Here is a 23,770-nt window from a genome sequence, read left to right on the forward strand (position 1 = left end):
GATGGTGGCGACGGTCGGTCCCACGGAAGGTCAATACTGAATCAGGAGGCGATTTTGTCCCGTTTGTTGTTGCTGTTGAGTGCGTTGACCCTTCCCGCCATGGCCGCTGAGCCAACCCTGTTCGGTCGATATGAACAGGTCAAGATCGAAGACCTTGGCAAGACACTCAAGGCCAAGATGGATACCGGCGCGATGACTGCCTCCCTGTCGGCGCGGGACATCGAGCGATTCGAGCGTGATGGCGAAGACTGGGTGAGATTTCGCTTGGCCGTCGAAGGTGCGGACGACACCCTGTTCGAGCACCGGCTGGCACGCATTGCCGAGATCAAGACGCGCGCCGAGGAAAAGGCCGATCCCGATGATGACACCGATGCCGAGCGCGGCCCCGACGTGGCCGAGCGGCCAGTGGTCGAGATGCAGCTATGCATTGGCGATCAGCTACGCGAAGCCGAAGTCAACCTGACCGATCGCAGCCACTTCCGCTACCCGCTGCTGATCGGCGCCACGGCTATCCGAGACCTCGAAGCCGCAATCGATCCCGCCCAGAAATACACCGCGGGCCGCCCCGCCTGCTGAGCTTATTGGCAGTTTGAAACCACTTGCACCTTTGTGCGGGTGGTTCATTGGCTCCAATTAGTCATCGGCCCGCGCGCGCTTATACGTGAATGGTGTTTTACGAAAAAGCATCGTTTAGTTTGAGTGGCTTGTAATTTATTCAAATATTTAGGTGTAAAGTTTAATTGTCACGATATTAAATTAACGTGCTCTGTGAAGTGTTATCCCGAATTGCGTTGCCGCCGCTGATTCGACATGTTTTCTATTTATGGATCATCGACACCTGCGCCTTTTCGAGGCCAGGCCGCTACTGCCTGGCCAACGGTTCGGGGCGTGACCGCCAAGTCGCGCCTGGCTTGGCGTTCCAAGCGCGTTCGGGCCGGCCAAGAAGCGGGCCTTCGCAGGGCTCTGCAAGGCCGCTCGGCATGCGATCCAGAGCGCTTGTCAGACTAAAGTCGGGGCTTACTTTCGAGTGCGCAACCTTGCTAAATTCAGGCTGTGGTTTCCATCACTCTGTAATAACAATAAGACGGAGAACGTCATGGCCGACGGCGACGACAAAACAAATGCTGCTGCGTACTGGAAGGCGAATGTTCGCCTTATCACGTGGAGCCTGGTGGTATGGGCTCTTGTCTCTTATGGCTTCGCCATTCTTCTGCGCCCTTTGCTGGCGGGTATCCCGGTCGGGGGGACTGACCTGGGGTTCTGGTTCGCTCAACAGGGTTCCATCATTACGTTCATTTTGATCATCTTCCACTACGCGTGGCGGCTGAACAAATTGGACAAGGAATTCGGGGTTGAGGAGTAACCAGAATGAGCCAGTATTGGATCAATATGCTGTTCGTGGGCGCCTCGTTCCTGCTCTATATCGGGATCGCGGTCTGGGCTCGCGCTGGATCGACTAAAGAGTTCTACGTCGCCGGTGGTGGCGTTCACCCCGTGACCAACGGGATGGCGACCGCAGCCGACTGGATGTCCGCAGCGTCCTTCATTTCCATGGCCGGTATCATCGCCTCCGGCGGTTATGCCACCTCCGTCTACCTCATGGGCTGGACTGGTGGCTACGTGCTGCTGGCCATGCTGCTTGCGCCTTACCTGCGCAAGTTCGGCAAGTTCACCGTACCGGACTTCATCGGCGACCGTTTCTACAGTCGTGGCGCACGCCTGGTTGCTGTTGTCTGCCTGATCCTGATTTCCGTGACCTACGTAATCGGCCAAATGGCCGGTGCGGGTGTGGCGTTCTCTCGCTTCCTGGAAGTGAGCAATTCCGCCGGTATCTGGATTGCCGCCGCGATCGTGTTCGCCTACGCCGTGTTCGGCGGGATGAAGGGTATCACCTACACCCAGGTGGCTCAGTACATCGTACTGATCATTGCCTACACCATCCCGGCGGTGTTCATCGCCATGCAACTGACCGGCAACCCGATCCCGATGTTCGGCATGTTCGGCACGCACACCGAGTCCGGTATGCCGCTGCTCGAGAAGCTGAACCAGGTTGTCACTGATCTTGGTTTCACGGCCTACACCGCTGACATCGACAACAAGCTGAACATGTTCCTGTTCACCCTGTCGCTGATGATCGGTACCGCTGGTCTGCCGCACGTCATCATCCGCTTCTTCACCGTACCGAAGGTGGCTGACGCCCGTTGGTCTGCCGGCTGGACGCTGATCTTCATCGCCCTGCTGTACCTGACCGCTCCGGCCGTTGCCTCCATGGCGCGCCTGAACCTGGTCCAGACCATTTACCCAGAAGGCCCCACCGCCGAAGCGATCCGCTACGAAGATCGTCCGGAATGGGTGCAGACGTGGGAGCGTACCGGCCTGATCAAGTGGGAAGACAAGAACAGCGATGGTCGGGTGCAGATGTACAACGACACGAACGCTACCTTCACTCCGACCGCTCAAGAGCGTGGCTGGAACGGCAACGAGCTGACCGTGAACAATGACATCATCGTTCTGGCCAACCCGGAAATCGCCAACCTGCCGGGCTGGGTCATCGGTCTGATCGCTGCGGGTGCGATCGCTGCTGCACTGTCCACTGCCGCGGGTCTGCTGTTGGCGATTTCCTCGGCCATCAGTCACGACCTGATCAAGACACTCATCAATCCGAAGATCAGCGAGAAGAATGAAATGCTGGCCGCGCGGATCTCCATGACCGCCGCCATCCTGCTCGCGACATATCTGGGCCTCAACCCACCGGGCTTTGCGGCCCAGGTCGTGGCCCTGGCGTTCGGTCTCGCGGCAGCGAGCCTGTTCCCGGCGCTGATGATGGGTATCTTCTCCAAGCGCGTGAACAGCGCAGGCGCCGTCGCCGGTATGTTGGTCGGTGTGGTGAGTACCGCCGTGTACATCTTCCTGTACCTGGGCTGGTTCTTCATCCCTGGCACCAACAGCCTCGCCAACACGCCGGATCAGTGGTGGATGGGCATCTCCCCGCAGGCCTTCGGTGCCGTGGGCGCCATCCTGAACTTCGCGGTCGCCTACGCCGTCTCGATGGCTACCCAGGCTCCGCCGCAGGAGATTCAGGACCTGGTCGAGAGCGTCCGTACGCCCAAGGGTGCTGGTGCTGCGCTTGATCACTAACTGATAATGCGCCAACCGTCAGGCCTGGCCTGACACCGAAGTAAAGTCGGGCTTCCATCTGGAAGCCCGACTTTTTTAAGGAAGCTGTTTTTATGATCTGGCATCTCATCGCTGCAATTGTCGCCGCTGTGGCGGGGGCAGGGATCGCATTGCTGTTGCGCTCTCTGACTCGAAAGCGGCTGCCGAAGTGGATCATTCCAGTCTTTGCCGGCCTGGGCATGCTCGGCTATACCGTCTATTACGAGTACAGCTGGTTCGACGCCAAGCAAGCACGGCTACCGGAAGGCGCGGTCGTGGTATCCAGCGAAGACGGCAGTATGCTGTGGCGGCCGTGGACATTGGCCTACCCCATGCCGATGGCGTACACGGTGCTGGACAAGGCCAACGCCCAGATTCAGGACACGCCGCAGGGGCGTGTGGCGCGGTTCGTCCTGTATCGCTTCGAGAAGGAGCACTTGATATCGACAGTGAAGAGTGCGCCCTACCAAGCGATCTGCACTGAGCACGCGATGTTTCAGCTCAATGATGCTGGCGAGGCGAAGGCCGACAGCCTGACCACATTGGATGCAGCGGGCCCCTTGTATAGGGCGCTCTGCGAAACCGGCCAGTAACGTAGCGACGGTTGCGTGGGCGTCAGCCCACGCGCGATTGCGGCGCTCATCCTGACTAGGGTGGGCGCCGTTTTCGTTTCCGGGGAGGAGAAAGTCGAGCCGCGCCGGCTAGGCCTACATGAAGTTCGCCTGCTGCCGTTGCCGCCAGTTGGCCAGGCGCTGGGTCAAGGTCTGCAGGCTGTCGACACCTTGCCGGTGCGCCTTGCTGAAGAGGATAAGTGCCAGTTCGGCCGTCGCCAGGGCATCCGCGCTGGCGTGGTGGCGCTGCATCACGTGCAGGCCGAAATGCGCACACCAGTCATCCAGCCCGTTCTGCCGCGGGCGGTTGTCCGGGCAGAGCATCGGCGCCAGTTCGGCCACGTCGAGAAAGGGGTGGCGCAGCTTGTAGCCCAGGGTTTTCTTCAATGCCCGGGTCAGCATGCGTTGGTCGAACGGGGCGTGGAAGGCCAGGATCGGACTCTCACCGACGAACTCCATGAAGTCGAGCAGAGCCTCCGCCGGGTCATCGCCCGCCTCGAGCTCGCTTGGGGCGATACCGTGGATCAGCACGCTTTCGCTGACCTTCTGCGACGGGCGCAGCAGGGTGGATTCGAACTGATTGCCCAGGTCGATGCCGCCTTCCTCGATTACCACCGCACCAATGGACAGGACGATGTCCTTGCGCAGGTCAAGCCCGCTGGTTTCCAGGTCGAGCACGACCAGCCGCTGCTCGCATAGCGCGCAGGTGCCGAGCGGAGCGGGCACAGGCAGCGAGTCGCGGCGCTGCAGCTGTTCGAGGTCCAGGGCCGGACCATTCAACTTGAACCAGGGCATATTCATAACTGATAGCGAAGCGCTAGGCTGCTCTGTAGGCGCTGGGCCTGGCGGAAGGATTCACGCAGGATGCGGCGATCCAGATGGTTGAGCGTATCCGGGTCGAGACGGTTGGAATAGGGCTGCCCCTGACGAGCCTGCTGCTGATGCTGCTGCATGCGGGTTTGCTGAATGAAATGGTAGGCCTCTTCATAGGCCGCGCCATCCTTATCATCGATCACGCCGCTGGCTACCAGCTGGCGCAGACGATCGAGCGTGTTGCAGGTGGTTACGCCGTGACTCAACGCGAGCAGGCGCGCGCCATCTACGAATGGAGTCAGGCCCTGCACTTTGAGGTCGAGCGTCGCCTTGCTATCCCCCTTTCGCGACACCACGAAATCTCGGAACCGCCCAACGGGCGGGCGATGGCGCAGCGCGTTCTCAGCGAGCATGCGCTGAAAGAGCCGGTTATCCGCGATCTCGCTCAACAGAAAGGCCCGAAGCTGCTCATAGCCTTCGCAGGGGCCCCACACTGCGCGCAGGTCAAAAAAGATGGTGCTGCCAAGCAGGTTTTCAGGTGTCGCTTCGCGGATGAAGGTGCCGAAGCGGCGACGCCATTCCTGGCGCGACAGGCACAGCTCCGGGTTGCTGGCCATGATGTTGCCTTTGCACAGGGTGAAGCCGCAGGTCGCCAGATCCCGATTGATGCGTTCGGCCAGCGGTAACAGCCGGCCACGAATATGGGCAGCTTCGGCAGCGTCCTCGGCTTCGAAAAGGATGCCGTTGTCCTGATCAGTGTGCAGCGTCTGCTCGCGGCGGCCTTCGCTGCCGAAGCACAGCCAGGTGAAAGGCACGCCGGGGTGCCCCAGCTCGGCGATGGCCAACTCGATCACCCGGCAGACCGAGTGGTCGTTGAGCAGGGTGATGATGTGGGTGATCTGTGTCGACGAGGCGCCGTGCGCCAGCATGTTGTCGACCAGTTGCAGGATGCGGCTGCGAATGATCACCAGCGTTTCGACGCGATCGGCGTGCGAAATCGCCTGCGCCAGATGTACCAGGTCGACCCGTTGCAACGAGAACAGATCACGTTCGGATATCACACCGCGCAGCAGCCCGTCCTCGACCACGCAGACATGCGCGATGTGACGTTCGGTCATCGCGATGGCCGCATCGAAGGCCGTCGCGTCCGGCGGCAGGTGAAAGGGATCGTGTGTCATGAAGCCGGCGATCGGAGCCGTCAGGTCGGTCGTGCCGGTGCCGATCACCCGGCGTAGATCGCGAAGCGTGAAGATGCCCTGGGGATGCAACGCCTCGTCCGTGATGACGACGCTGCCGACATTGTTTTCATGCATCAGCCCGACCGCCTCGGCGAGCGGCATCGTCGGCTGGCACGAAACCGGATGGGGCAACGCAAGCTCGCCGACCCGTGTTTCCAGGGAATACTGCTCACCCAAGCTCTCGACTGCGCGCATCTGCGCCTGTTGATTGACCAGGTCCAGCAGGCTGCTGACGCCGCGCATGGCGAAATCGCGGAACGAGGCCGATTTGGAGACGAGCTTGACGAACGCCGGCTTGTTCAACAGGTAGCAGAAGGTGTCTTCAGCGGCGAAATGGCCGGTGCGGGTGGCGCGCTCGCCCATCAACGCGGCCATCGGAAAGCATTCGCCGACGATCACTTCGAATGTAGTGTCGGTGCCGCGTTTACTGGTGTGCGGGCGCTGGCCGTGAACCCGCCCCTGCTTGACGATATAGAAGTGCTCAACGACGCCGTCATCGGGCGAAATGATGCAGTCGCCAGCGCTGTAGAAGCGCAGCTGGCAGTTCTCCACCAGATAGGCCAGGTGCCCCGGCTCCATCTGATTGAACGGCGGATACTTGCGCAGGAATTCCATGGTCCCGTGGATGTTCTGCAGCACGGCAGTCTTGCCTGCAGCGGCGAACGCATCGGCTTTGCTCATGGTTGGCTTCCATTTTTTGCGGCCAATGGTGGGCCGCAGGTCAGGCGTGGCACATTGGACGTAAGTCTAGTCGCCAGCAGGCCAGGGCGGGCAGGCGAGCGTCGGACTCGAAAAACGAAGACAAAGAAAAACCGCCCCGAAGGGCGGCTTTCTGGGCTTCGATCGCGTTACAGGCCGTTCTTGGCCTTGAACTCACGGCGGCGGCGATGCAGGACCGGCTCGGTGTAGCCGTTGGGCTGCTTGGTGCCCTCTAGAACCAGCTCCAGCGCGGCCTGGAAGGCGACGTTGTTGTCGAAGTCCGGCGCCAGTGGGCGGTAGGTGGGGTCACCGGCGTTCTGGCGGTCGACCACCGGCGCCATGCGCTTGAGGCTTTCGACGACCTGGTCTTTGGTGACCACGCCATGGCGCAGCCAGTTGGCCATGTGCTGGCTGGAAATGCGCAGGGTGGCGCGGTCTTCCATCAGCGCGATGTCGTTGATGTCCGGCACCTTGGAGCAACCGACGCCGGCGTCAATCCAGCGGACCACGTAGCCGAGGATGCCCTGGGCGTTGTTGTCCAGCTCGTTGCGCTTTTCTTCCTCGCTCCAGTCGGTGCTCGGCGCCAACGGGATGGTAAGGATGTCGTCGACCGACGCCTTCTCGCGCTTGGCCAGTTCGGCCTGGCGGGTGAAGACATCGACCTTGTGGTAGTGCATCGCATGCAGCGTGGCCGCGGTCGGCGACGGAACCCACGCGGTGTTGGCGCCAGCCATGGGATGGCCGATCTTCTGCTCGAGCATGCTCGCCATCAGGTCGGGCATCGCCCACATGCCCTTGCCGATCTGAGCCTTGCCTTGCAGGCCGCAAGCCAGGCCGACGTCGACGTTGTTGTTCTCGTAGGAGGCGATCCACTTTTCAGCCTTCATCGCCGCCTTGCGGACGACCGGGCCGGCTTCCATGGAGGTGTGGATCTCATCACCGGTGCGGTCGAGGAAGCCGGTGTTGATGAACACCACGCGCTCGCGCGCTTCCTTGATACAGGCCTTGAGGTTGACCGTGGTGCGGCGCTCCTCGTCCATGATGCCGACCTTCAGCGTATTGCGCGGCAGACCGAGCACGTCCTCGACGCGGCCGAACAGCTCGGTGGCGAACGCCACTTCTTCCGGACCGTGCATCTTTGGTTTGACGATGTACATGGAGCCGGTGCGGCTGTTGGCGCGGGTGGTGTTGCCCTTGAGGTTGTGCATCGCGGCTAGGCCGGTGAACAGGCCGTCCATGATGCCTTCTGGCACTTCGTTGCCTTCCTTGTCGAGGATGGCGTCGTTGGTCATCAGGTGGCCAACGTTACGGATGAACAGCAGCGAGCGGCCGTGCAGGGTCAGGTCGCCGTTGCCGTCGGCCTGGGTGTAGACGCGGTCCGGGTTCATGGCGCGGGTGATGCGCTTGCCGCCCTTATCCAGCTCCTCGACCAGGTCGCCCTTCATCAGGCCGAGCCAGTTGCGGTAGACCAGGGTCTTATCGTCAGCGTCGACCGCGGCGATGGAGTCTTCGCAGTCCATGATGGTGGTCAGGGCCGATTCCATCAGCACGTCCTTCACGCCAGCGGCATCGGTCTGGCCGATGGGGCTGGTGGGGTCGATCTGGATTTCGAAGTGGATGCCGTTGTGCTTGAGCAGGACCGCGATTGGCGCCTGAGCATCGCCCTGGAAGCCACGCAGCTGGGCGGGATTTTGCAGGCCGGTGCTGCTGCCGTCCTTCAGGGCGACGGCAAGCTTACCGCCTTCGATGCGGTAGCCGATGGCGTCGGCGTGCGAGCCGGTTTCCAGCGGCGCGGCTTCGTCGAGAAAAGCGCGTGCGTAGGCGATGACCTTGTTGCCGCGAACCTCGTTATAGCCTGGGCCTTTGGTCGCGCCGCCTTCTTCGGTAATGGCATCGGTGCCATAAAGCGCGTCATACAGCGAGCCCCAGCGGGCATTGGCCGCGTTCAGGGCGAAGCGCGCATTCATGATCGGCACGACCAGCTGGGGGCCGGCCATGCGGGCGATTTCCTCATCGACGTTCTGGGTGGTGGCCTGGAAATCGTCGGCTTCCGGCAGCAGGTAGCCGATGTCTTGCAGGAAGGCCTTATAGGCCACCGGGTCATGGGCTTGGCCGGCGCGGGCCTGGTGCCAGGAATCGATCTGTGCTTGCAGGTCGTCACGCTTGGCCAGCAGCGCGCGGTTCTTCGGCGCCAGGTCGTGGATGACGCTGGAAGCGCCGGCCCAGAAGGCATCAGCATCCACGCCAGTGCCGGGAATCGCCTCGTTGTTCACGAAATCGTAAAGGACTTTGGCAACCTGCAGGCCACCCACTTCAACGCGCTCAGTCATCTCTCGCCTCACTTGATTCATCAATCCGAAACGGACGATTGGTTTCTTGTAGTTCGGGTCGCCGGATACTACATGAAGCCGTTTGGAAAATCAGTCCGCCGAATTGACAGCCGATTTGCGTCCATCAGCGCATTGCCGAGGCGGATCAGGCGGGCATCCGGGCGCCGAACGCGGTAGTTTGTCGTTTGCCTGGCGCGGGCGGCCCAGAGGCTTGCCGGCCATACTTGAGTGGCTCGGTCGATCGCCGGGCCTACACGAAGAGGAGCCACCGATGGACCATCTCGTACTTACTGTCATTGCCGAGGATCAGCCCGGGCTGGTCGAGCGCGTCGCCAAGTGCATCAGCGAGCACGGCGGCAACTGGCTGGAGAGCCGCATGTCGCGGATGGCCGGGCAGTTTGCCGGCATCCTGCGGGTGGCGGTGCCGGTTGCGGCGCACGCTGGGCTGATCGAGGCGCTACACGGCCTGGAGCAGCAGGGCATCCGAGTGTTGGTCGCGGCCAGCGGGGATGCGCCCGAGCGTAGCTGGCGGATGATTCAGCTGCAGTTGGTGGGTAACGACCGCACCGGCATCGTCCGCGACATCACACGGCTGTTGGCCAGCCACGGCGTCAATCTCGAAAGCCTGGACACCGACGTGTTGCCGGCGCCGATGACCAACGAGCTGCTGTTCCACGCCGACGCGCTGCTCGCTGTGCCCGCCGAGCTGTCACTGGACGAGCTTCAGGGCCACCTGGAAACGCTGGCCGATGACCTGATGGTGGAGCTCAAACTGCAGCCGGCGGGCTGACTCGCCTTAGCGCGCAGGGCTTTTGCGCAGCGTCCGCCAGATGTCGTAGCTGTAGACGGCCAGGCCGGCCCAGATGCAAATGAACGCCACCTGGCGGTCGGCCGGGAAGGGTTCGTTGAACATCCAAACGGCCAGGATCAGCAGCAGGGTCGGGGTGATGTACTGCAGAAAGCCCAGCGTCGAGTAGGGCAGGTGCCGGGCGGCGGCGTTGAAGCACAGCAGCGGGACTAACGTTACCGGGCCGGCCGCCACCAGCCAGAGTGACTCGGGCGTCGTCCAAAAGTCCCATTCGGTGCTGGGCCCGCTGCCAAAGAAAAACAACCAGCCAAGGGCGACCGGTAGTAGCAGCCAAGTTTCCACTACCAAACCGGGCAGTGCCGCAACCGGCGCCTGTTTGCGCAGCAGGCCATAGCTGCCGAAACTCAGCGCCAGGGCGATCGACACCCAGGGGAAGTCGCCGAGGGTGATCAGCTGCAGCGAGACGCCGGCTGCCGCCATGCCGACCGCGAGCCATTGCAACGGGCGCAGCCGTTCACGCAGAACGATCAGCCCGAGCAGCACGTTGACCAGCGGATTGATGTAGTAGCCGAGGCTCGCCTCGAGCATGTGCTCGTGGTTGACCGCCCAGACGTAGATCAGCCAATTGCTGGCGATCAGTACGCTGGAAATCATCAGCACGCCGATTCGCTTGGGATGGGCGAGCAGTTCCTGCCACCAGCCGCGGTGGCGCCAGATCATCAGCACCAAGGTGCCGAACAGCGCAGACCAGATCGCCCGCTGGGTGACGATCTCAAGTGCCGCGTACTGCTCGATGGATTTGAAGTACAGCGGAAACAGGCCCCAGATGCTGAAGGTCGTCAGACCCAGCAGGTAACCCTTGCGCAGATCGGCGGTGGCCATGGATGTCCTGAAACGAAGGCAGTTGGAAAGCCGGCCATTGTGCGCCTGCCGCCTGCGCTTGTCTGCCTGGCTGACCGCCCGGACAGTCCCTGAAGCATCTGTAAAAACCCAGGCGTGAACGCAACGGCCAGCGACCCGTCAGAACAGGTAATCGACCCATGACGAGGTGCCGAATGAAGCTCGAGAACAAGGTTGCGCTGGTCACGGGCAGTACGCAGGGGATCGGCCGCGGCATCGCCTTGCGGCTGGCCGAGGAGGGCGCGGACCTGGTCCTCAACAGCCGCCAAGCGAATGCGCTGTCGGACGAGACGCTCGCGCAGATCCAGGGTTTGGGCCGCCGCGCCTGCTTCATTCCGGCGGACGTCGGCGTCGTCGCCGATTGCCGGCGTCTGGTCGAGCAGGCCGTCGAGCAGATGGGGCGCCTCGACATTCTGGTCAACAACGCGGGCGTGCAGACGCATGCGTCATTCCTGGACGCCAGCGAAGAGGACTATGACCAGGTGCTCGACATCAACCTGCGCGGACCTTTCTTTCTCGCTCAGTCCTTTGCCCGCCATGTACGCGACTGCGGGCACCGAGGCCGCATCATCAACAACAGTTCGGTGCACGAAGAGCTGCCGCATCCCAATTTCACCGCCTACTGCGCAAGCAAGGGCGGCTTGAAGATGCTGATGCGCAACATCGCCATCGAGCTCGCGCCGCTGGGCATTACCGTCAACAACATCGCGCCGGGCGCCATCGAGACGCCGATCAACCGCGACCTGATGAACCAGCCGGACAAACTCGGCGCGCTGCTGCAGAACATTCCCGCCAATCGGCTCGGCCAGCCGCGCGATGTGGCCGGTGCGGTGGCCTTTCTCGCCTCTGACGATGCCGACTACATCACCGGCGCGACCCTCGTGGTCGACGGCGGCTTGCTATGGAACTACAGCGAACAATGACCGACACCCGCAAAGGCCTCTTCGACTACGACACCCACAGCGTATCGGCTGCCGATACCCTGACCCCGGCCGATCGCTACCAGGAACTTTTCGTCGCGGTGCAGACCGGGCGCGTCTTCGAGGACAGCAAAACCTTCGTCGACTGCGCGCCGCGCATCGACCCCGAACGGATTCTCGACAACTATCGGGCGCGCTGTCATGAGCCGGATTTCGATCTGGTCGCCTTCGTGAATGACCACTTCAGCGTGTTCGAAATGCCGCCCAAGGAATTCGTCGCCAACCCCAACGACTCCCTGGCCGAGCACATCGACCGGCTCTGGCCGGTGCTGACTCGTCATCCCAAGCTTCACCCACCGCATTCCTCATTGCTGCCGCTGCCGCACGATTACGTGGTGCCGGGCGGCCGCTTCACCGAGATGTACTACTGGGACTCCTACTTCACCATGCTGGGCCTCGATGAAAGCGGGCATTGCGAGCTGCTACGCGCCATGGCGGACAACTTCGCCTACCTGATCGACACCTACGGGCACGTGCCCAACGGCAATCGCTCCTACTACCTGAGCCGCTCGCAACCCCCCGTTTTCGCCCTGATGACCGACCTGTTCGAGGAAAGCGGCGTACACCGTGCCAGTGATTACCTGCCACAACTGCTCAAGGAGCACGCTTTCTGGACCGAAGGGGCCGACCGACTACGCCCTGGCGAGACGCACCGGCGCTGCGTTTGCTTGGACGATGGCAGCGTGCTCAACCGCTACTGGGACGAGCGCGACACCCCGCGCGAGGAGTCCTACCTGGAGGACATCGAAACGGCGCGCTCATCCAGCCGGCCGGCGCACGAGGTCTATCGCGACCTGCGCGCGGGTGCCGAATCCGGCTGGGATTTCAGCTCGCGCTGGCTGGGCGACCCGACCCGGTTGTCGAGCATTCGCACCACCAACATCATTCCGGTCGACCTGAACAGCTTTCTGTACTACCTGGAGCTCAAGATTGCCCAGCTCAGTGAGGTCAAGGGCTGGCAAGGCTGCGTCAAGACCTTTCGGGCGCACGCCGAGGCGCGACTGGCGGCGATCGACCGCTACCTGTGGCACGACGAGCGCGGCGCTTACTTCGACTACGACTGGACGCTGCAGGCCGCGCGCGACAACCTCACGGCGGCGACCGTCACGCCGCTGTTCGTCAGGTTGGCCAGCGACCAGCAGGCGGCGCGGGTCGCGGATGTGGTGCGTGACCGTCTGCTGGCGCCGGGTGGCCTGTCCACCACCGAGGTGAGCGGCAGTGGCGAGCAATGGGACCGCCCCAACGGCTGGGCCCCGCTGCAGTGGATGGCGATTCGTGGCCTGCAGCGCTACGGTCACGACGCCCTGGCGTTGCAGATCGAGGAGCGCTGGCTGAGCATCGTTTCGCACCTCTACGAGCGCGAGAGCAAGCTGGTCGAGAAATACGTGCTCAGGCCTTGCGTCGAGCATGCCGGCGGCGGCGAATACCCCCTGCAGGACGGCTTTGGCTGGACCAACGGCGTCACCCGCAAGCTCATGCAGGAAGACCCGAGCCACGAAGCGCACCGATGCCGGGCGGGGCAGTGCCGTGTGGATTGAGCGACAGCGTCTGGGCCGAGGCGACGGCACGCCAGCGCCTGGTTCTGCGGTAGGCGTGAGGCACGGATCGCCAGCAGGCTGGCTCCTACGGACGCGGCTGGGTATAGCAATCGTGATTTAACCGACTTCTCGTGCTCTTCGTAGGAGTGGGCTCGCTCGCGATCGGGCGTATCGACCATTCGAAGTTCAGGCAACCCACCGTACAGAAGTCCGTTGGACGCCCCGGCACTATCGCCGATAGGGATTGGGCAGCGCGCCTTGGAGATCCAGGGTGCCGCGCTCGACGAAGCGCTGGGTGCCGAACAGCCCTCCAGCCAACTTACCGCGTAGCACGTAGGGCACCTCGTCCAGGCCAATGTGCTCGGCCAGGCCCAGTGCCTGGCGTGCGGCCGAGAAGGCGGAGATGGTGACCGGCACGCGCAGCACCGTCTCGCCGAAACGCGGCACACTGCCGCTGGCATCGCTGACGCCACTGGCCAGGCGTCGGCCGTTGACCTCCAGATCCAGCGCCACGCCGTTGTATTCCAGCGCCATGTCGTTGGGATTCTGCACCCTGAGCTTGACCGCCATGCGCAGTTCCAGCCCTTCGCCGGGCAGTGGCTCGACGCCTGCAACCTGCACGTTCAGCGGATCACGCGGGCTGAAGGCCGCGCAGGCGGCCAGGGCGATCGCCAGCACGGCGAGCAGCGACAGACGGACGGTTGAAGCGACGAGACGCGGCGGCATAGAACCTTCTATTCGGATTTCTTGTTGAGATTGCCCAGGCCCTGCAGCAGCTCCATGGGCAGCGGGAAGACGATGGTGGAGTTCTTGTCGCCGGCGATATTGCTCAGCGTCTGCATGTAGCGCAGCTGCATCGCGCCGGGCTGGCGACCGAGCATCTCGGCGGCCTGCATGAGTTTTTCCGACGCCTGCAGTTCGCCCTCTGCATGAATGACCTTGGCCCGCCGCTCGCGTTCCGCTTCGGCCTGGCGGGCGATGGCGCGGATCATGGACTCGTCGAGGTCCACATGCTTGATCTCCACGTTGGCGACCTTGATACCCCAGGCATCGGTCTGCGCGTCGAGCACCTGCTGGATGTCGTTGTTGAGTTGTTCTCGCTCGGCGAGCATGTCGTCCAGGTCATGCTTGCCGAGCACGGCACGCAAAGTCGTCTGGGCCAGCTGACTGGTCGCCGAATGATAGTCCTCGACCTGGATGATGGCCTTTTCGGCATCCAGGACGCGGTAGTAGACCACCGCGTTGACCTTCACCGAGACGTTGTCACGCGAGATCACGTCCTGCGTGGGGACGTCCAGCACCAGGGTGCGAAGGTCGACCCGTACCATTTGCTGCAGACCGGGAATCACCAGAATCAACCCCGGGCCCTTGACCCTCCAGAAGCGCCCCAGCTGGAACACGACGCCGCGTTCGTATTCGCGCAGGATGCGAAAAGCCGATGCGAGAATCGCGATCAGCAGCACCAGTACCGCGATGAAGCTCATTTCAAAGCCCATGGATCACCTCGTTTCAGGAGGCGGCTCGTCGGCCGCCGTGACGTCCAGTTGCAGCCCGCGCCTGCCCACGACGCGCACTTGTTGGCCCGGCCGCAGCGGCGTCGGGCTGTGCACTTGCCAGTGTTCCCCCTGCAGTTGGATCCAGCCGCAGGCCGAGTCGTCGGCGCGAATGCCGGTGACCTGAGCGAGGCTGCCGACCAGGCTCGCGTCGCCGCTGACCAGGCGCTGCCGACGCGCCTTCAGCGCCATGCTGACAATCAGAAAGAGCAGCAATGCACTGGCCACGGCGAGCGTGCCGATCAAGGCCAGCGGGATGCCAAAGCCGGGGACCTCGGTGTCGATCAGGATCACCGCGCCGGCCACGAACGCCGCGATGCCGCCCAGGCCCAGCACGCCGAAACTGGGTACGAAGGCTTCGGCGATCATGAACGCGAGCCCTAGCAGGATCAGCGCCACGCCGGCGTAATTGACCGGCAGCAGTTGCAGTGAGTAGAACGCAAGCAGCAGGCAGATCCCGCCAATGACGCCGCCTCCGCCGCTGCCGGGATTGGTGAATTCGAAGATCAGCCCATAGATGCCGATCATCATCAGGATCAGGGCGACGCTGGGGTTGGTGATCACGGCCAGCAGGCGTACCCGCCAGTCCGGGTCGTGCCGTTCCAGGCTCGCCTGGGCCGTTTCGAGCGTCCGTTCGCCGGTGCGGGTCTGCAGCGTCTTGCCGTCCAGTTGCGTCATGAGGTCGGGGAGGTCGGTGGCAATGTAATCGATGACGTCACGCTCCAGGGCTTCGCGCGCCGACAGGCTGACCGACTCCCGCACCGCCTGCTCGGCCCAGTCGGCATTGCGTCCGCGCAGCTGCGCCAGCCCGCGGATGTACGCCGCGGCGTCGTTGACCTGCTTGCGTGCCATGGCGCCGTCTTCGTCCTTGGCGTCGGCATCCGGGCTGTCGGATGCCTTGCCAGGCGTGCCGCCGAGCTGGACGGGTGTCGCCGCGCCAAGGTTGGTGCCTGGCGCCATGGCCGCGACATGGCTGGCATAGAGCAGGTAGGTCCCGGCACTGGCCGCGCGTGAGCCGCTGGGGGTGACGTAGGTGGCAATGGGGACCGGGCTGGCAAGCACGGCCTTGATCATCTCGCGCATGGCGCCGTCGAGCCCACCGGGCGTGTCGAGCTCGAGCACGACCAACTGCGCTTCGTCGAGCTGGGCGCGCTCCAGCGCCCTGGTCAGGTAATCCACGCTGGCCGGGCCGATTGCGCCGTCGATTCGCAACACGGTTACGGGCGCTGCGCTGAGGGCTGTCCCGCTGAAGATCAACAGCAGGAGCAGCAGCCAGGTATGCGGGCGGAAGGGGCAGCGCATCGGTAAGGGCCCTCCGGCGAGCGGGTGAGCGACACGAGTCGCGTGCGTCCCTTGAGCATAGTCGAGTCGTGGGGCATGGCCCGACGGGCCGAAGGCCTGAACTCTGTAGCGGGCCCGGGCCTCACAATGAGTACAGAACGACAATTCGGTCGGCGGCCGTCGGGGTTGCGGCCGCGAGGAGTCCATCATGCGCGTTCATCACCTCAATTGCGGTTGCATGTGCCCGGTCGGCGGCAAGCTGTTCGACGGCTTCAGCCAGGGGCTGACCGCCAGCCTGGTCTGCCACTGCCTGCTCGTCGAAACCGACGCCCACGGGCTGGTGCTGGTCGATACCGGGTTCGGCACCTGCGACGTGCTGGAGCCTCGCAAACGGCTCAGCCACTTTTTCATTGCCTTCAACAACATCCAGTTCGAACGCCGCTATACCGCTTTGGAACAGGTTCGACAGCTCGGCTTCGATCCGGCTGACGTGCGCCACATCGTGCTGACCCATCTCGATTTCGACCATGCTGGCGGGCTGGAGGACTTTCCCGAGGCACAGGTACATGTGCTGCAGCGTGAGATGGACGCGGCGCGCTCGACGCGGAGCTTTCTCGGCCACCGACGCTACCGGCCCAGCCAGTGGGATGCGGTGCGTCACTGGCAGTTCTACGAGCCAGGCGGTGACATCTGGTTCGGCTTTCAGGCTGTCCGGGCGTTACGCGGCCTGCCGCCAGAAATCATGCTGATTCCGCTCACTGGCCATACACACGGGCACGCAGGCGTGGCCCTGGACACGGGCAATGGCTGGCTGTTGCATGCCGGCGATGCCTACTTCTATCGAGAGGAAGTTGGCCAGACCGAGCGCCACTGCACGCCTGGGCTTCGCTTCTATCAGCGCATGATGGAAGTCGACCGCACGGCACGGCTGGCCAATCAGCACCGGCTCTGGACGCTCTCGCTGGAGCGCAAGGATGAAGTCACGCTGTTTTGCAGCCACGATGCCAAGGAGCTCGAGCGCATGCGAGGGAGGACGGCCTAATGGCGCCGCAACAAAACCCCGTCCGCACGGTGATGGGCTACGTGAGCTGGGTCGGGTTGGTCGCCTGCTCGATCGCCGGGCTGGGCTACCTGCTGGCGGGTGCCTTCAACCTGGCCGGCCTGATGATCGCCCTGGCAGTGCTTTCGTGGATCAACATCCAGCGCAAGCGCAAGCCCCGGCGCGACGACCCGCGCAACCCCGACTAGTGCAGCGGGGCTGGCGTGGCAAGGAACCCCTTTCAGCGGCGCAGGTCGATTTGACAGAGCCATATGGCATTACCGCATGCGAGGGGGAACGTAAAACATGGACCTGATCCGAATCATCATCGCGATTCTGCTGCCACCGCTGGGCGTGTTCCTGCAGGTCGGTCTGGGCGGCGCGTTCTGGCTGAATATCCTGCTGACGTTGCTGGGCTACATCCCCGGCATCATTCACGCGGTCTGGGTGATCGCCCGCCGATAGCGCACACCTTCGTTGTATCTAAGCCCGGCCATTCAGCCGGGCTTTTTGTGCTGAACAGCGAGCCGGTGTAGAGTGCCGGGTCACCTTGCGTGTGCGGCCTAAATCACGCGAAAAAACCAGAACATGTCGGGATCGGCAATGGACCTCGGGTCCGCCGGCCTTTTTGCCGTGGGCGACAGCCATAGGGCGGTCCGGAAAGGAAACCAGATGGGCGACACCTTCATCGATCAGAACGAGTTTCGGCGCATCCTCAATCGCAACGTGGCCGTCCCGCTGGGGTTCGGTTTCCTCAGCGCATTTTTCTTCTGTGCCATCGTGTACTACCTGCTGAACGTCGGGCAGTGGGTCGAGCGGTCAGTCGCTGGCGTAGCGTATGCGCATGACATGCTGAAGGTCGTCGCCGACATGGAAGCCTCGATGCGCGGCTATCTGATCGCAGGCGAAGAGGTCTTTCTCGAGCCCTATCAGAACGAGCTCCCGGTCTTCGCTGAGCAGCTGCAGAACCTGAAGAGCTACGCCAACGAGGATCCTGTTCAACTCAACAGAGCCGAGCGGGTGGGCATGCTCCACGATCAGTGGGTGACCTTTGCCGAAGAGGCGATCTCCCGCCGTGCGCAAAATGAGTCCGTGGTCGACTACGTTCGCAGCAAGCGCGGCCTGCAGCTCAAGGAAGAGCAGAGGCGGTTACTCAACGAGTTCATCGCGTACGAGCGCCAGATACGTGCCGATCGAACGGATACGACGGAAATGGTCACTACCGCGCTGATCGGTGGTTTCCTGGCGCTCAGTCTGTTGTTTAGCGGCCTGTTGGCCTATTTCGGCAGGCGCGATCTGTACAGCTTGTCAGACAGTTATGCCGAGTCGCTGGAGCAGCAGCGGGCGCATGCCGCTGCCCTTGAAAAGCAGGCCTGGTATCGCGCCGGGCAAACCCAGCTCAGCGAAGCCATCATCGGTGAGCAGACGCTGCCAGCGCTGGGCCAGAACATCCTCAATTTCCTTTCGCGCTATCTCGGCGCCTCGGTCGGCGCGCTTTACGTCGCTCAGGAAGGCAAACTTCAGCGTGTCGCGGAGTTCGCGTGGGACAGCGACAAATTGCATGCCGCTCGCAACCTCGAATTTGGTGAGGGGCTGGTCGGGCAGGTCGCCCTCGAACGCCGGCCGATGATGCTGGAGCGGGTGCCGACCGGTTACCTGAAAGTCAGCTCGGCGCTGGGCGAGACGGATGCCGGAGCGGTTCTCATCGTTCCGGTCGAGGACAGCGGCATGCTCAACGGCGTGCTCGAGATCGGCTTTTTGCGCCCATTGCGCGAAGAGGATAGCGAGCTGCTCAGGCGCATCAGCGACAACATGGGCTCGGCCATCGAGGCGGCGCGCTATCGCCAGCGCCTGCAGCGCATGCTGGCTGAGACCCAGCAACTCAACGAAGAATTGCAGGTGCAGCAGGAAGAGTTGCGTGCCGCGAATGAGGAGCTTGAGGAGCAATCCAACGCACTGCGCGAGTCGCAGGCGCACATGGAGGAGCAGCAGGCCGAACTGGAGCAGACCAACGAGCAGCTCGCCGAGCACACCGAGGAGCTTGCCCGCCAGCGCGACGAAATGGACCTGAAGAACCATCGGCTGCAGGAAGTGCAGGAGATGCTCGAAGAGCGTGCTGAAGAACTGCAGCGCGCCAGCCGGTACAAATCCGAATTCCTTGCCAACATGTCCCACGAGCTGCGCACGCCGCTCAACAGTTCGCTGATTCTCGCCAAGCTGCTGGCAGACAACCCGGACGGAAACCTCCACGACGACCAGGTGCAGTTCGCGCGCTCGATTTACTCGGCCGGTAACGACCTGCTCAACCTGATCAACGACATCCTCGACATTTCCAAGGTCGAGGCCGGGAAGCTCGACGTGCGGCCTGAATTGCTGATCCTGTCGCGGATGATGGACGGGCTGAAGAGCCTGTTCCTGGCGCAGGCCCTGGAGAAGTCGCTGCAGTTCAACGTAGAGCTGACGGACGACCTGCCGTCCAGCCTCTACACCGACCGCCAGCGCTTGGAGCAGATCGTCAAAAACCTGCTGTCGAACGCATTCAAGTTCACCGAGAAGGGTTCGGTCACGCTCAAGGTCGCGCGCCACGACGAGCAACGAATCGCCTTTGCCGTACAGGATTCCGGCATTGGTATCCCGGCGGACCAGCACGAGGTGATCTTCGAGGCGTTCCGCCAGGCCGACGGCACCACCAACCGCCGCTATGGCGGCACCGGTCTCGGGTTGTCCATTTCACGCGAGCTGGCGCACCTGCTGGGCGGCACCATCGAGGTCAGCAGCGAGCCGGGCAAGGGCAGCGTCTTCACGCTTGTCGTGCCTGAGCACTACACCCCGCCCGAGGAGATTGAACCGGCGGAAGCGGCGCCGCTGCCGCCTTCTCGCCAGCAAGTCCAGCCCCTTGCTGCCGACATCGCGGTGGCCGAACCCGTTGCCGCCACGCCCGTGGCACCTGCACAGGCGCCTTCGCTATCGACCGTGCCAGATGATCGTGATGCCTTTCCGTTCAGCGAGCGGTCGGTGCTGGTGATCGAAGATGAGCCGCAGTTCGCCGGCATTCTTCGCGACTTGGCTCATGAGCTGAAGTACAGCTGCCTGATCGCACAGAATGCTGATCACGGCTTCGATACTGCGGTTCAGTACCGCCCTGACGCGATCCTGCTCGACATGCGCCTCCCGGATCATTCCGGGCTGACCGTGCTCGAGCGGCTCAAGGAGAACCCCGTCACACGGCACATCCCGGTTCACATCGTGTCGGTTGAGGATCGCAAAGAGGCTGCGCTGCAGATGGGCGCAATCGGCTATGCGACCAAACCAACTACCCGCGAGGACCTGAAGGAAGTCTTCGGTCGGCTCGAAGCCAAGCTGGCACAGAAGGTCAAGCGCATCCTGCTGGTCGAGGACGATGCCCGTCAGCGAGAGAGCGTGTCACGGCTGATCGAGGACGTGGACGTCGAGATCACTGCGGTTGAATTCGGCGAGAAGGCGCTGGAGCTACTGCGTCATACCGTCTTCGACTGCATGATCATCGACCTCAAGCTGCCCGACATGGATGGCCACGAACTGCTCGAACGCATGGCTCACGAGGAGATTTGCTCGTTCCCGCCGGTGATCGTTTACACCGGGCGCAACCTCACGCGCGATGAGGAAGCCGCGCTGATGAAATATTCGCGCTCGATCATCATCAAGGGCGCTCGCTCGCCCGAGCGCCTGCTCGATGAGGTCACGCTGTTCCTGCACAAGGTCGAGTCAGACATGCCGCCCGAGCGGCAGAAGATGCTCAAGAGCGTGCGCAGCCGCGAGAAGGCCTTCGAGGGCCGCAAGATCCTTGTCGTCGATGACGATGTGCGTAACGTCTTCGCCTTGACCAGCGCGCTCGAGCAGAAGGGCGCATTGATCGAGATTGCCCGCAACGGCCATGAAGCCATCGCCCAACTGCGAAACGTAGATGACATCGATCTGGTGTTGATGGACATCATGATGCCGGAGATGGATGGCTTTACCGCCATGCAGGAAATCCGCAAGGATCCGCGCCTGGCCAAACTGCCGATCATCGCTGTCACCGCCAAGGCCATGAAGGACGACCAGGACCGCTGCCTGCGCGCTGGTGCCAATGATTATCTGGCCAAGCCCATCGACCTGGACCGCCTGTTTTCGCTGATCCGGGTGTGGTTGCCAAAAGTGGAGCTGCTGTGACATGCCGGACCGCATGCTGGCCATTGAGCTGAAGCTGCTGATCGAGGCGATCTACCTGCGCTACAGCTACGATTTTCGCGACTATTCCAGCGCCTCGCTCAAGCGCCGCGTGCTATTAGCGCTCAAGCAGATGCAATGTGAAAACGTGTCGGCTCTGCAGCGGCGCATCCTCTACGATCCGCAGGCGTTCATGGAGCTGCTGCAGTACCTCACCATTCCCGTGAGCGAGATGTTCCGCGACCCGGGTTACTACCTGAGCCTGCGCGAGCAGGTCGTGCCCGTGCTGCGTACCTATCCGTCGCTAAAAATCTGGATCGCAGGCTGTAGCACGGGCGAGGAAGTCTATTCGATGGCGATCATGCTCAAGGAGGAAGGACTGCTCGAACGCACCATCCTCTACGCCACGGATATCAACCCGCGCTCGCTGGATCAGGCACGCAAGGGCATCTTCAACATCGAGCACATGCGCCAGTACACCGACAACTACCAGCGAGCCGGCGGCAAAGGCAGTCTCAGCGATTACTACACCGCCGCCTATGATGCGGCGATCATGGATAAGTCGTTGAAAGAAAAGGTAACTTTCGCCGACCATAGCCTCGCGACCGACAGTGTCTTCGCCGAGACGCAACTGATCTCCTGTCGCAACGTGCTGATCTATTTCAACAAGCCGCTGCAGGATCGAGCTTTCGGTCTGTTTCACGAATCACTTTGCCATCGTGGATTTCTCGGGCTCGGCAGCAAGGAAACGGTGGAGTTTTCCGGGTACGCCGATCGCTTCGAGGCGTTCGACAAGCAGGAACGGGTGTTCCGTAAATCATGACGTCTACTTCAGTCGAGGTTCTCGACGCGCTGCGCCGCCGGCCGATCGATGCCGTGGTGATCGGCACATCGGCTGGCGGGCTGGCGGCGCTCAGCGTGCTCGTCGCCGGCTTGCCTCGTCGCTTTCGCCTGCCGCTGCTGGTGGTCCAGCACGTGCCGCCAATCGGGCCCACGCAGCTGGTCGAAATCTTCCGGCGCAAGACGGAGCTGGCCGTTCAGGAAGCCTCGGACAAGGCACCCGTGCGCGGCGGTACGTTGTATTTCGCCGCACCGGGCTACCACCTGTTGGTCGAGCCCGACCTGAGCCTTTCGCTCAGCCAAGACGACGCGATGCATTTTTCCCGGCCCTCGATCGATGTGCTCTTCGAGTCGGCAGCCGATGCCTGGGGTGAACGGTTGGCGGGTATCCTGCTGACCGGCGCCAACGAGGATGGCGCCGCCGGGCTCGAGGCCATTGCCCAGGCAGGCGGCTTGACCATCGTTCAAGACCCTGACGAAGCCGAAGTCGTTACCATGCCCCGTGCAGCACTCCAGCGCTTTGCGCCGGATTTCATTTTGCCCTTGCGCGATATCCATCGACTGTTGCGCGAACTGGAGTGACCCATGCCTGACCGAATGGACGAAGCGAACCTGCTGATCGTCGATGACCTGCCGGAGAACCTCCTGGCACTCGACGCCCTGCTCAAGGCGCCGGGCTTGCGTGTGCACCAGGCCGAGTCGGCCGAGCAGGCGCTGGAGTTACTGCTGCGCCATGAGTTCGCGCTGGCCATTCTCGACGTGCAGATGCCCGGCATGGACGGTTTCCAGCTGGCCGAACTCATGCGCGGCACCGAACGCACGAAACAGATCCCCATCGTGTTCGTCAGCGCCGCGGGTCGGGAGCTGAATTACGCGTTCAAAGGTTACGAAAGCGGTGCGGTCGACTTCATGCAGAAGCCGCTCGACACCCACGCGGTGCGCAGCAAGGTCAGCGTGTTCGTCGACTTGTACCGCAACCGCAAGCGCATGGCCCGTCAGCTCGAGGCGCTCGAACAGAGCCGCCGGGAGCAGGAAGTGCTGCTCGACGAGCTGCGCAGCACCAAGGCAGAACTTGAAGACGCCGTGCGCATGCGCGACGACTTCATGTCCATCGTCTCGCACGAACTGAAGACACCGCTGAACACGCTTATCCTCGAGGTGCAGCTGCGCAAGTTGCAGCTGGCCCGCAACAACTTTGCGGCGTTCAGCGAAGAACGGCTGCGGCAGATGGTCGACAAGGACGAGCGGCAGGTGCAAAGCCTGATTCGACTGATCGACGACATGCTCGATGTGTCACGCATTCGTACCGGGAAATTGTCGATCCAACCCACGCGCGTCGACCTGTGCCATCTTGTCGCCAACGTGGTCGAAAATTTCGCCCCCCAGATGGAAGCGAGCGGCTGCGCACTGATATTCCAACGCCCCGAACCGGTGGTTGGCATATGGGACGAATTTCGTATCGAGCAGGTGCTGGCTAACCTACTCACCAACGCCATGCGCTACGGCGCAGGTAAACCGGTACAGGTCTCAGTGGGCCAACAGGGCGAACAGGCCTGGATCGAAGTGCAGGACCAGGGCATCGGCATCAGCCAGAAGAGCCTTGAACGTATCTTCTGCCAGTTCGAACGCGCCGAGGGCAGCGAACGCAGCGCGGGCCTAGGCTTGGGCCTGTTTATTGCCGAGCAGATCGTCCGGGCGCACCAGGGCTGCATTGCGGTTGAAAGTGAAGAAGGTCAGGGATCGACCTTCCGGGTGTCGCTGCCGTTGACAGCTGGGGGCTGATGCAGCCCCGGTCG

General features: G+C 62.6%; 21 protein-coding genes. 14 read left to right on the forward strand and 7 right to left on the reverse strand.

Features of this window, described 5'->3' with window-relative positions:
- Window positions 1-54: 54 nt before the first annotated feature.
- From rloA2 to M1D78_RS01950, 4 genes are all read left to right on the forward strand, one after another.
- Window positions 55-576 (forward strand): retropepsin-like aspartic peptidase RloA2, encoded by a 522-nt coding sequence (gene rloA2 / locus M1D78_RS01935; RefSeq protein ID WP_437422242.1) that lies wholly within the window; start codon window positions 55-57, stop codon window positions 574-576.
- Window positions 577-1,096: 520 nt separating this feature from the next.
- Window positions 1,097-1,363 (forward strand): DUF4212 domain-containing protein, encoded by a 267-nt coding sequence (locus M1D78_RS01940; protein ID WP_437422241.1) that lies wholly within the window; start codon window positions 1,097-1,099, stop codon window positions 1,361-1,363.
- Window positions 1,364-1,368: 5 nt separating this feature from the next.
- Complete coding sequence (locus tag M1D78_RS01945; RefSeq protein WP_437422240.1) at window positions 1,369-3,138, forward strand: sodium:solute symporter family protein; 1,770 nt, start codon at window positions 1,369-1,371, stop codon at window positions 3,136-3,138.
- A gap of 92 nt (window positions 3,139-3,230) precedes the next feature.
- Entirely contained in the window at window positions 3,231-3,749 is a 519-nt protein-coding gene (locus tag M1D78_RS01950) for a hypothetical protein (RefSeq protein WP_437422239.1), read from the forward strand.
- A 114-nt stretch (window positions 3,750-3,863) separates the two neighbouring features.
- Here the strand turns inward: M1D78_RS01950 and M1D78_RS01955 are convergent, their stop codons facing one another.
- The 3 genes from M1D78_RS01955 to M1D78_RS01965 form a co-directional block, all read right to left on the reverse strand.
- On the reverse strand, window positions 3,864-4,568 hold the full coding sequence (locus M1D78_RS01955; protein WP_437422238.1) for a 3'-5' exonuclease: 705 nt from the start codon (window positions 4,566-4,568) through the stop codon (window positions 3,864-3,866).
- Window positions 4,565-6,499: a putative nucleotidyltransferase substrate binding domain-containing protein gene (locus tag M1D78_RS01960; protein ID WP_437422237.1), complete on the reverse strand. Its 1,935-nt coding sequence runs from the start codon at window positions 6,497-6,499 to the stop codon at window positions 4,565-4,567. The genes M1D78_RS01955 and M1D78_RS01960 overlap by 4 nt, the downstream gene beginning before the upstream one ends.
- 167 nt (window positions 6,500-6,666) lie before the next feature.
- Window positions 6,667-8,847 carry a malate synthase G gene (locus tag M1D78_RS01965; RefSeq protein WP_437422236.1) on the reverse strand — a complete coding sequence of 727 codons (2,181 nt, stop codon included), beginning with the start codon at window positions 8,845-8,847 and terminating at the stop codon, window positions 6,667-6,669.
- A 271-nt stretch (window positions 8,848-9,118) separates the two neighbouring features.
- Here M1D78_RS01965 and M1D78_RS01970 point away from each other — a divergent pair, with 271 nt between their 5' ends.
- Window positions 9,119-9,637, forward strand: coding sequence for a glycine cleavage system transcriptional repressor (locus M1D78_RS01970; RefSeq protein ID WP_437422235.1), 519 nt, complete (start codon window positions 9,119-9,121; stop codon window positions 9,635-9,637).
- A 6-nt stretch (window positions 9,638-9,643) separates the two neighbouring features.
- Here M1D78_RS01970 and rarD read toward each other — a convergent pair whose 3' ends face one another.
- Entirely contained in the window at window positions 9,644-10,537 is an 894-nt protein-coding gene (gene rarD, locus M1D78_RS01975; protein ID WP_437422234.1) for an EamA family transporter RarD, read from the reverse strand.
- Window positions 10,538-10,710: 173 nt separating this feature from the next.
- On the opposite strand from rarD, the gene M1D78_RS01980 reads away from it, so the two are divergent.
- Together M1D78_RS01980 and treF are read left to right on the forward strand one after the other, a co-directional pair.
- Window positions 10,711-11,478, forward strand: coding sequence for an SDR family NAD(P)-dependent oxidoreductase (locus M1D78_RS01980; protein WP_437422233.1), 768 nt, complete (start codon window positions 10,711-10,713; stop codon window positions 11,476-11,478).
- The gene (gene treF, locus M1D78_RS01985; protein WP_437422232.1) at window positions 11,475-13,073 is read left to right on the forward strand and encodes an alpha,alpha-trehalase TreF; all 1,599 of its coding nucleotides are present in this window, start codon (window positions 11,475-11,477) and stop codon (window positions 13,071-13,073) included. Before M1D78_RS01980 ends, treF begins: the two co-directional genes overlap by 4 nt.
- A 228-nt stretch (window positions 13,074-13,301) precedes the next feature.
- On the opposite strand, the gene M1D78_RS01990 is transcribed toward treF, so the two are convergent.
- The 3 genes from M1D78_RS01990 to M1D78_RS02000 are packed head-to-tail and all read right to left on the reverse strand — an operon-like array spanning window position 13,302 to window position 15,928.
- Complete coding sequence (locus M1D78_RS01990; protein WP_437422231.1) at window positions 13,302-13,799, reverse strand: LEA/WHy family protein; 498 nt, start codon at window positions 13,797-13,799, stop codon at window positions 13,302-13,304.
- A gap of 8 nt (window positions 13,800-13,807) precedes the next feature.
- The gene (locus tag M1D78_RS01995; protein ID WP_423705916.1) at window positions 13,808-14,569 is read right to left on the reverse strand and encodes a slipin family protein; all 762 of its coding nucleotides are present in this window, start codon (window positions 14,567-14,569) and stop codon (window positions 13,808-13,810) included.
- 3 nt (window positions 14,570-14,572) lie between these two features.
- On the reverse strand, window positions 14,573-15,928 hold the full coding sequence (locus M1D78_RS02000; RefSeq protein WP_437422230.1) for an NfeD family protein: 1,356 nt from the start codon (window positions 15,926-15,928) through the stop codon (window positions 14,573-14,575).
- Window positions 15,929-16,115: 187 nt separating this feature from the next.
- Here M1D78_RS02000 and M1D78_RS02005 point away from each other — a divergent pair, with 187 nt between their 5' ends.
- The 7 genes from M1D78_RS02005 (at window position 16,116) to M1D78_RS02035 (ending at window position 23,756) form a co-directional block, all read left to right on the forward strand.
- Complete coding sequence (locus tag M1D78_RS02005; RefSeq protein WP_437422229.1) at window positions 16,116-16,949, forward strand: MBL fold metallo-hydrolase; 834 nt, start codon at window positions 16,116-16,118, stop codon at window positions 16,947-16,949.
- Complete coding sequence (locus tag M1D78_RS02010; protein WP_437422228.1) at window positions 16,949-17,155, forward strand: hypothetical protein; 207 nt, start codon at window positions 16,949-16,951, stop codon at window positions 17,153-17,155. The genes M1D78_RS02005 and M1D78_RS02010 overlap by 1 nt, the downstream gene beginning before the upstream one ends.
- Window positions 17,156-17,252: 97 nt before the next feature.
- Entirely contained in the window at window positions 17,253-17,411 is a 159-nt protein-coding gene (locus M1D78_RS02015; protein ID WP_122163549.1) for a YqaE/Pmp3 family membrane protein, read from the forward strand.
- A gap of 207 nt (window positions 17,412-17,618) precedes the next feature.
- Window positions 17,619-21,137, forward strand: coding sequence for a response regulator (locus tag M1D78_RS02020; protein ID WP_437422227.1), 3,519 nt, complete (start codon window positions 17,619-17,621; stop codon window positions 21,135-21,137).
- A 1-nt stretch (window position 21,138) separates the two neighbouring features.
- Window positions 21,139-21,957, forward strand: a complete 819-nt coding sequence (locus M1D78_RS02025; protein ID WP_437422226.1) for a CheR family methyltransferase — start codon at window positions 21,139-21,141, stop codon at window positions 21,955-21,957.
- Complete coding sequence (locus M1D78_RS02030) at window positions 21,954-22,556, forward strand: chemotaxis protein CheB (RefSeq protein WP_437422225.1); 603 nt, start codon at window positions 21,954-21,956, stop codon at window positions 22,554-22,556. Before M1D78_RS02025 ends, M1D78_RS02030 begins: the two co-directional genes overlap by 4 nt.
- A 3-nt stretch (window positions 22,557-22,559) precedes the next feature.
- The gene (locus M1D78_RS02035) at window positions 22,560-23,756 is read left to right on the forward strand and encodes a hybrid sensor histidine kinase/response regulator (protein ID WP_437422224.1); all 1,197 of its coding nucleotides are present in this window, start codon (window positions 22,560-22,562) and stop codon (window positions 23,754-23,756) included.
- Window positions 23,757-23,770 lie beyond the last annotated feature (14 nt).

This window comes from Pseudomonas sp. SA195 (assembly GCF_054131565.1).

Excerpts from the sequence above, each read along its gene's own strand:
- M1D78_RS01940 (WP_437422241.1), top strand. The coding sequence starts at position 1,097 with ATGGCCGACGGCGACGACAAAACAAATGCTGCTGCGTACTGGAAGGCG.
- M1D78_RS01945 (WP_437422240.1), top strand. The coding sequence starts at position 1,369 with ATGAGCCAGTATTGGATCAATATGCTGTTCGTGGGCGCCTCGTTCCTG.
- M1D78_RS01950 (WP_437422239.1), top strand. The coding sequence starts at position 3,231 with ATGATCTGGCATCTCATCGCTGCAATTGTCGCCGCTGTGGCGGGGGCA.
- M1D78_RS01955 (WP_437422238.1), bottom strand. The coding sequence starts at position 4,568 with ATGAATATGCCCTGGTTCAAGTTGAATGGTCCGGCCCTGGACCTCGAA.
- M1D78_RS01960 (WP_437422237.1), bottom strand. The coding sequence starts at position 6,499 with ATGAGCAAAGCCGATGCGTTCGCCGCTGCAGGCAAGACTGCCGTGCTG.
- M1D78_RS01965 (WP_437422236.1), bottom strand. The coding sequence starts at position 8,847 with ATGACTGAGCGCGTTGAAGTGGGTGGCCTGCAGGTTGCCAAAGTCCTT.
- M1D78_RS01970 (WP_437422235.1), top strand. The coding sequence starts at position 9,119 with ATGGACCATCTCGTACTTACTGTCATTGCCGAGGATCAGCCCGGGCTG.
- rarD (WP_437422234.1), bottom strand. The coding sequence starts at position 10,537 with ATGGCCACCGCCGATCTGCGCAAGGGTTACCTGCTGGGTCTGACGACC.
- M1D78_RS01980 (WP_437422233.1), top strand. The coding sequence starts at position 10,711 with ATGAAGCTCGAGAACAAGGTTGCGCTGGTCACGGGCAGTACGCAGGGG.
- treF (WP_437422232.1), top strand. The coding sequence starts at position 11,475 with ATGACCGACACCCGCAAAGGCCTCTTCGACTACGACACCCACAGCGTA.
- M1D78_RS01990 (WP_437422231.1), bottom strand. The coding sequence starts at position 13,799 with ATGCCGCCGCGTCTCGTCGCTTCAACCGTCCGTCTGTCGCTGCTCGCC.
- M1D78_RS01995 (WP_423705916.1), bottom strand. The coding sequence starts at position 14,569 with ATGGGCTTTGAAATGAGCTTCATCGCGGTACTGGTGCTGCTGATCGCG.
- M1D78_RS02000 (WP_437422230.1), bottom strand. The coding sequence starts at position 15,928 with ATGCGCTGCCCCTTCCGCCCGCATACCTGGCTGCTGCTCCTGCTGTTG.
- M1D78_RS02005 (WP_437422229.1), top strand. The coding sequence starts at position 16,116 with ATGCGCGTTCATCACCTCAATTGCGGTTGCATGTGCCCGGTCGGCGGC.
- M1D78_RS02010 (WP_437422228.1), top strand. The coding sequence starts at position 16,949 with ATGGCGCCGCAACAAAACCCCGTCCGCACGGTGATGGGCTACGTGAGC.
- M1D78_RS02015 (WP_122163549.1), top strand. The coding sequence starts at position 17,253 with ATGGACCTGATCCGAATCATCATCGCGATTCTGCTGCCACCGCTGGGC.
- M1D78_RS02020 (WP_437422227.1), top strand. The coding sequence starts at position 17,619 with ATGGGCGACACCTTCATCGATCAGAACGAGTTTCGGCGCATCCTCAAT.
- M1D78_RS02025 (WP_437422226.1), top strand. The coding sequence starts at position 21,139 with ATGCCGGACCGCATGCTGGCCATTGAGCTGAAGCTGCTGATCGAGGCG.
- M1D78_RS02030 (WP_437422225.1), top strand. The coding sequence starts at position 21,954 with ATGACGTCTACTTCAGTCGAGGTTCTCGACGCGCTGCGCCGCCGGCCG.
- M1D78_RS02035 (WP_437422224.1), top strand. The coding sequence starts at position 22,560 with ATGCCTGACCGAATGGACGAAGCGAACCTGCTGATCGTCGATGACCTG.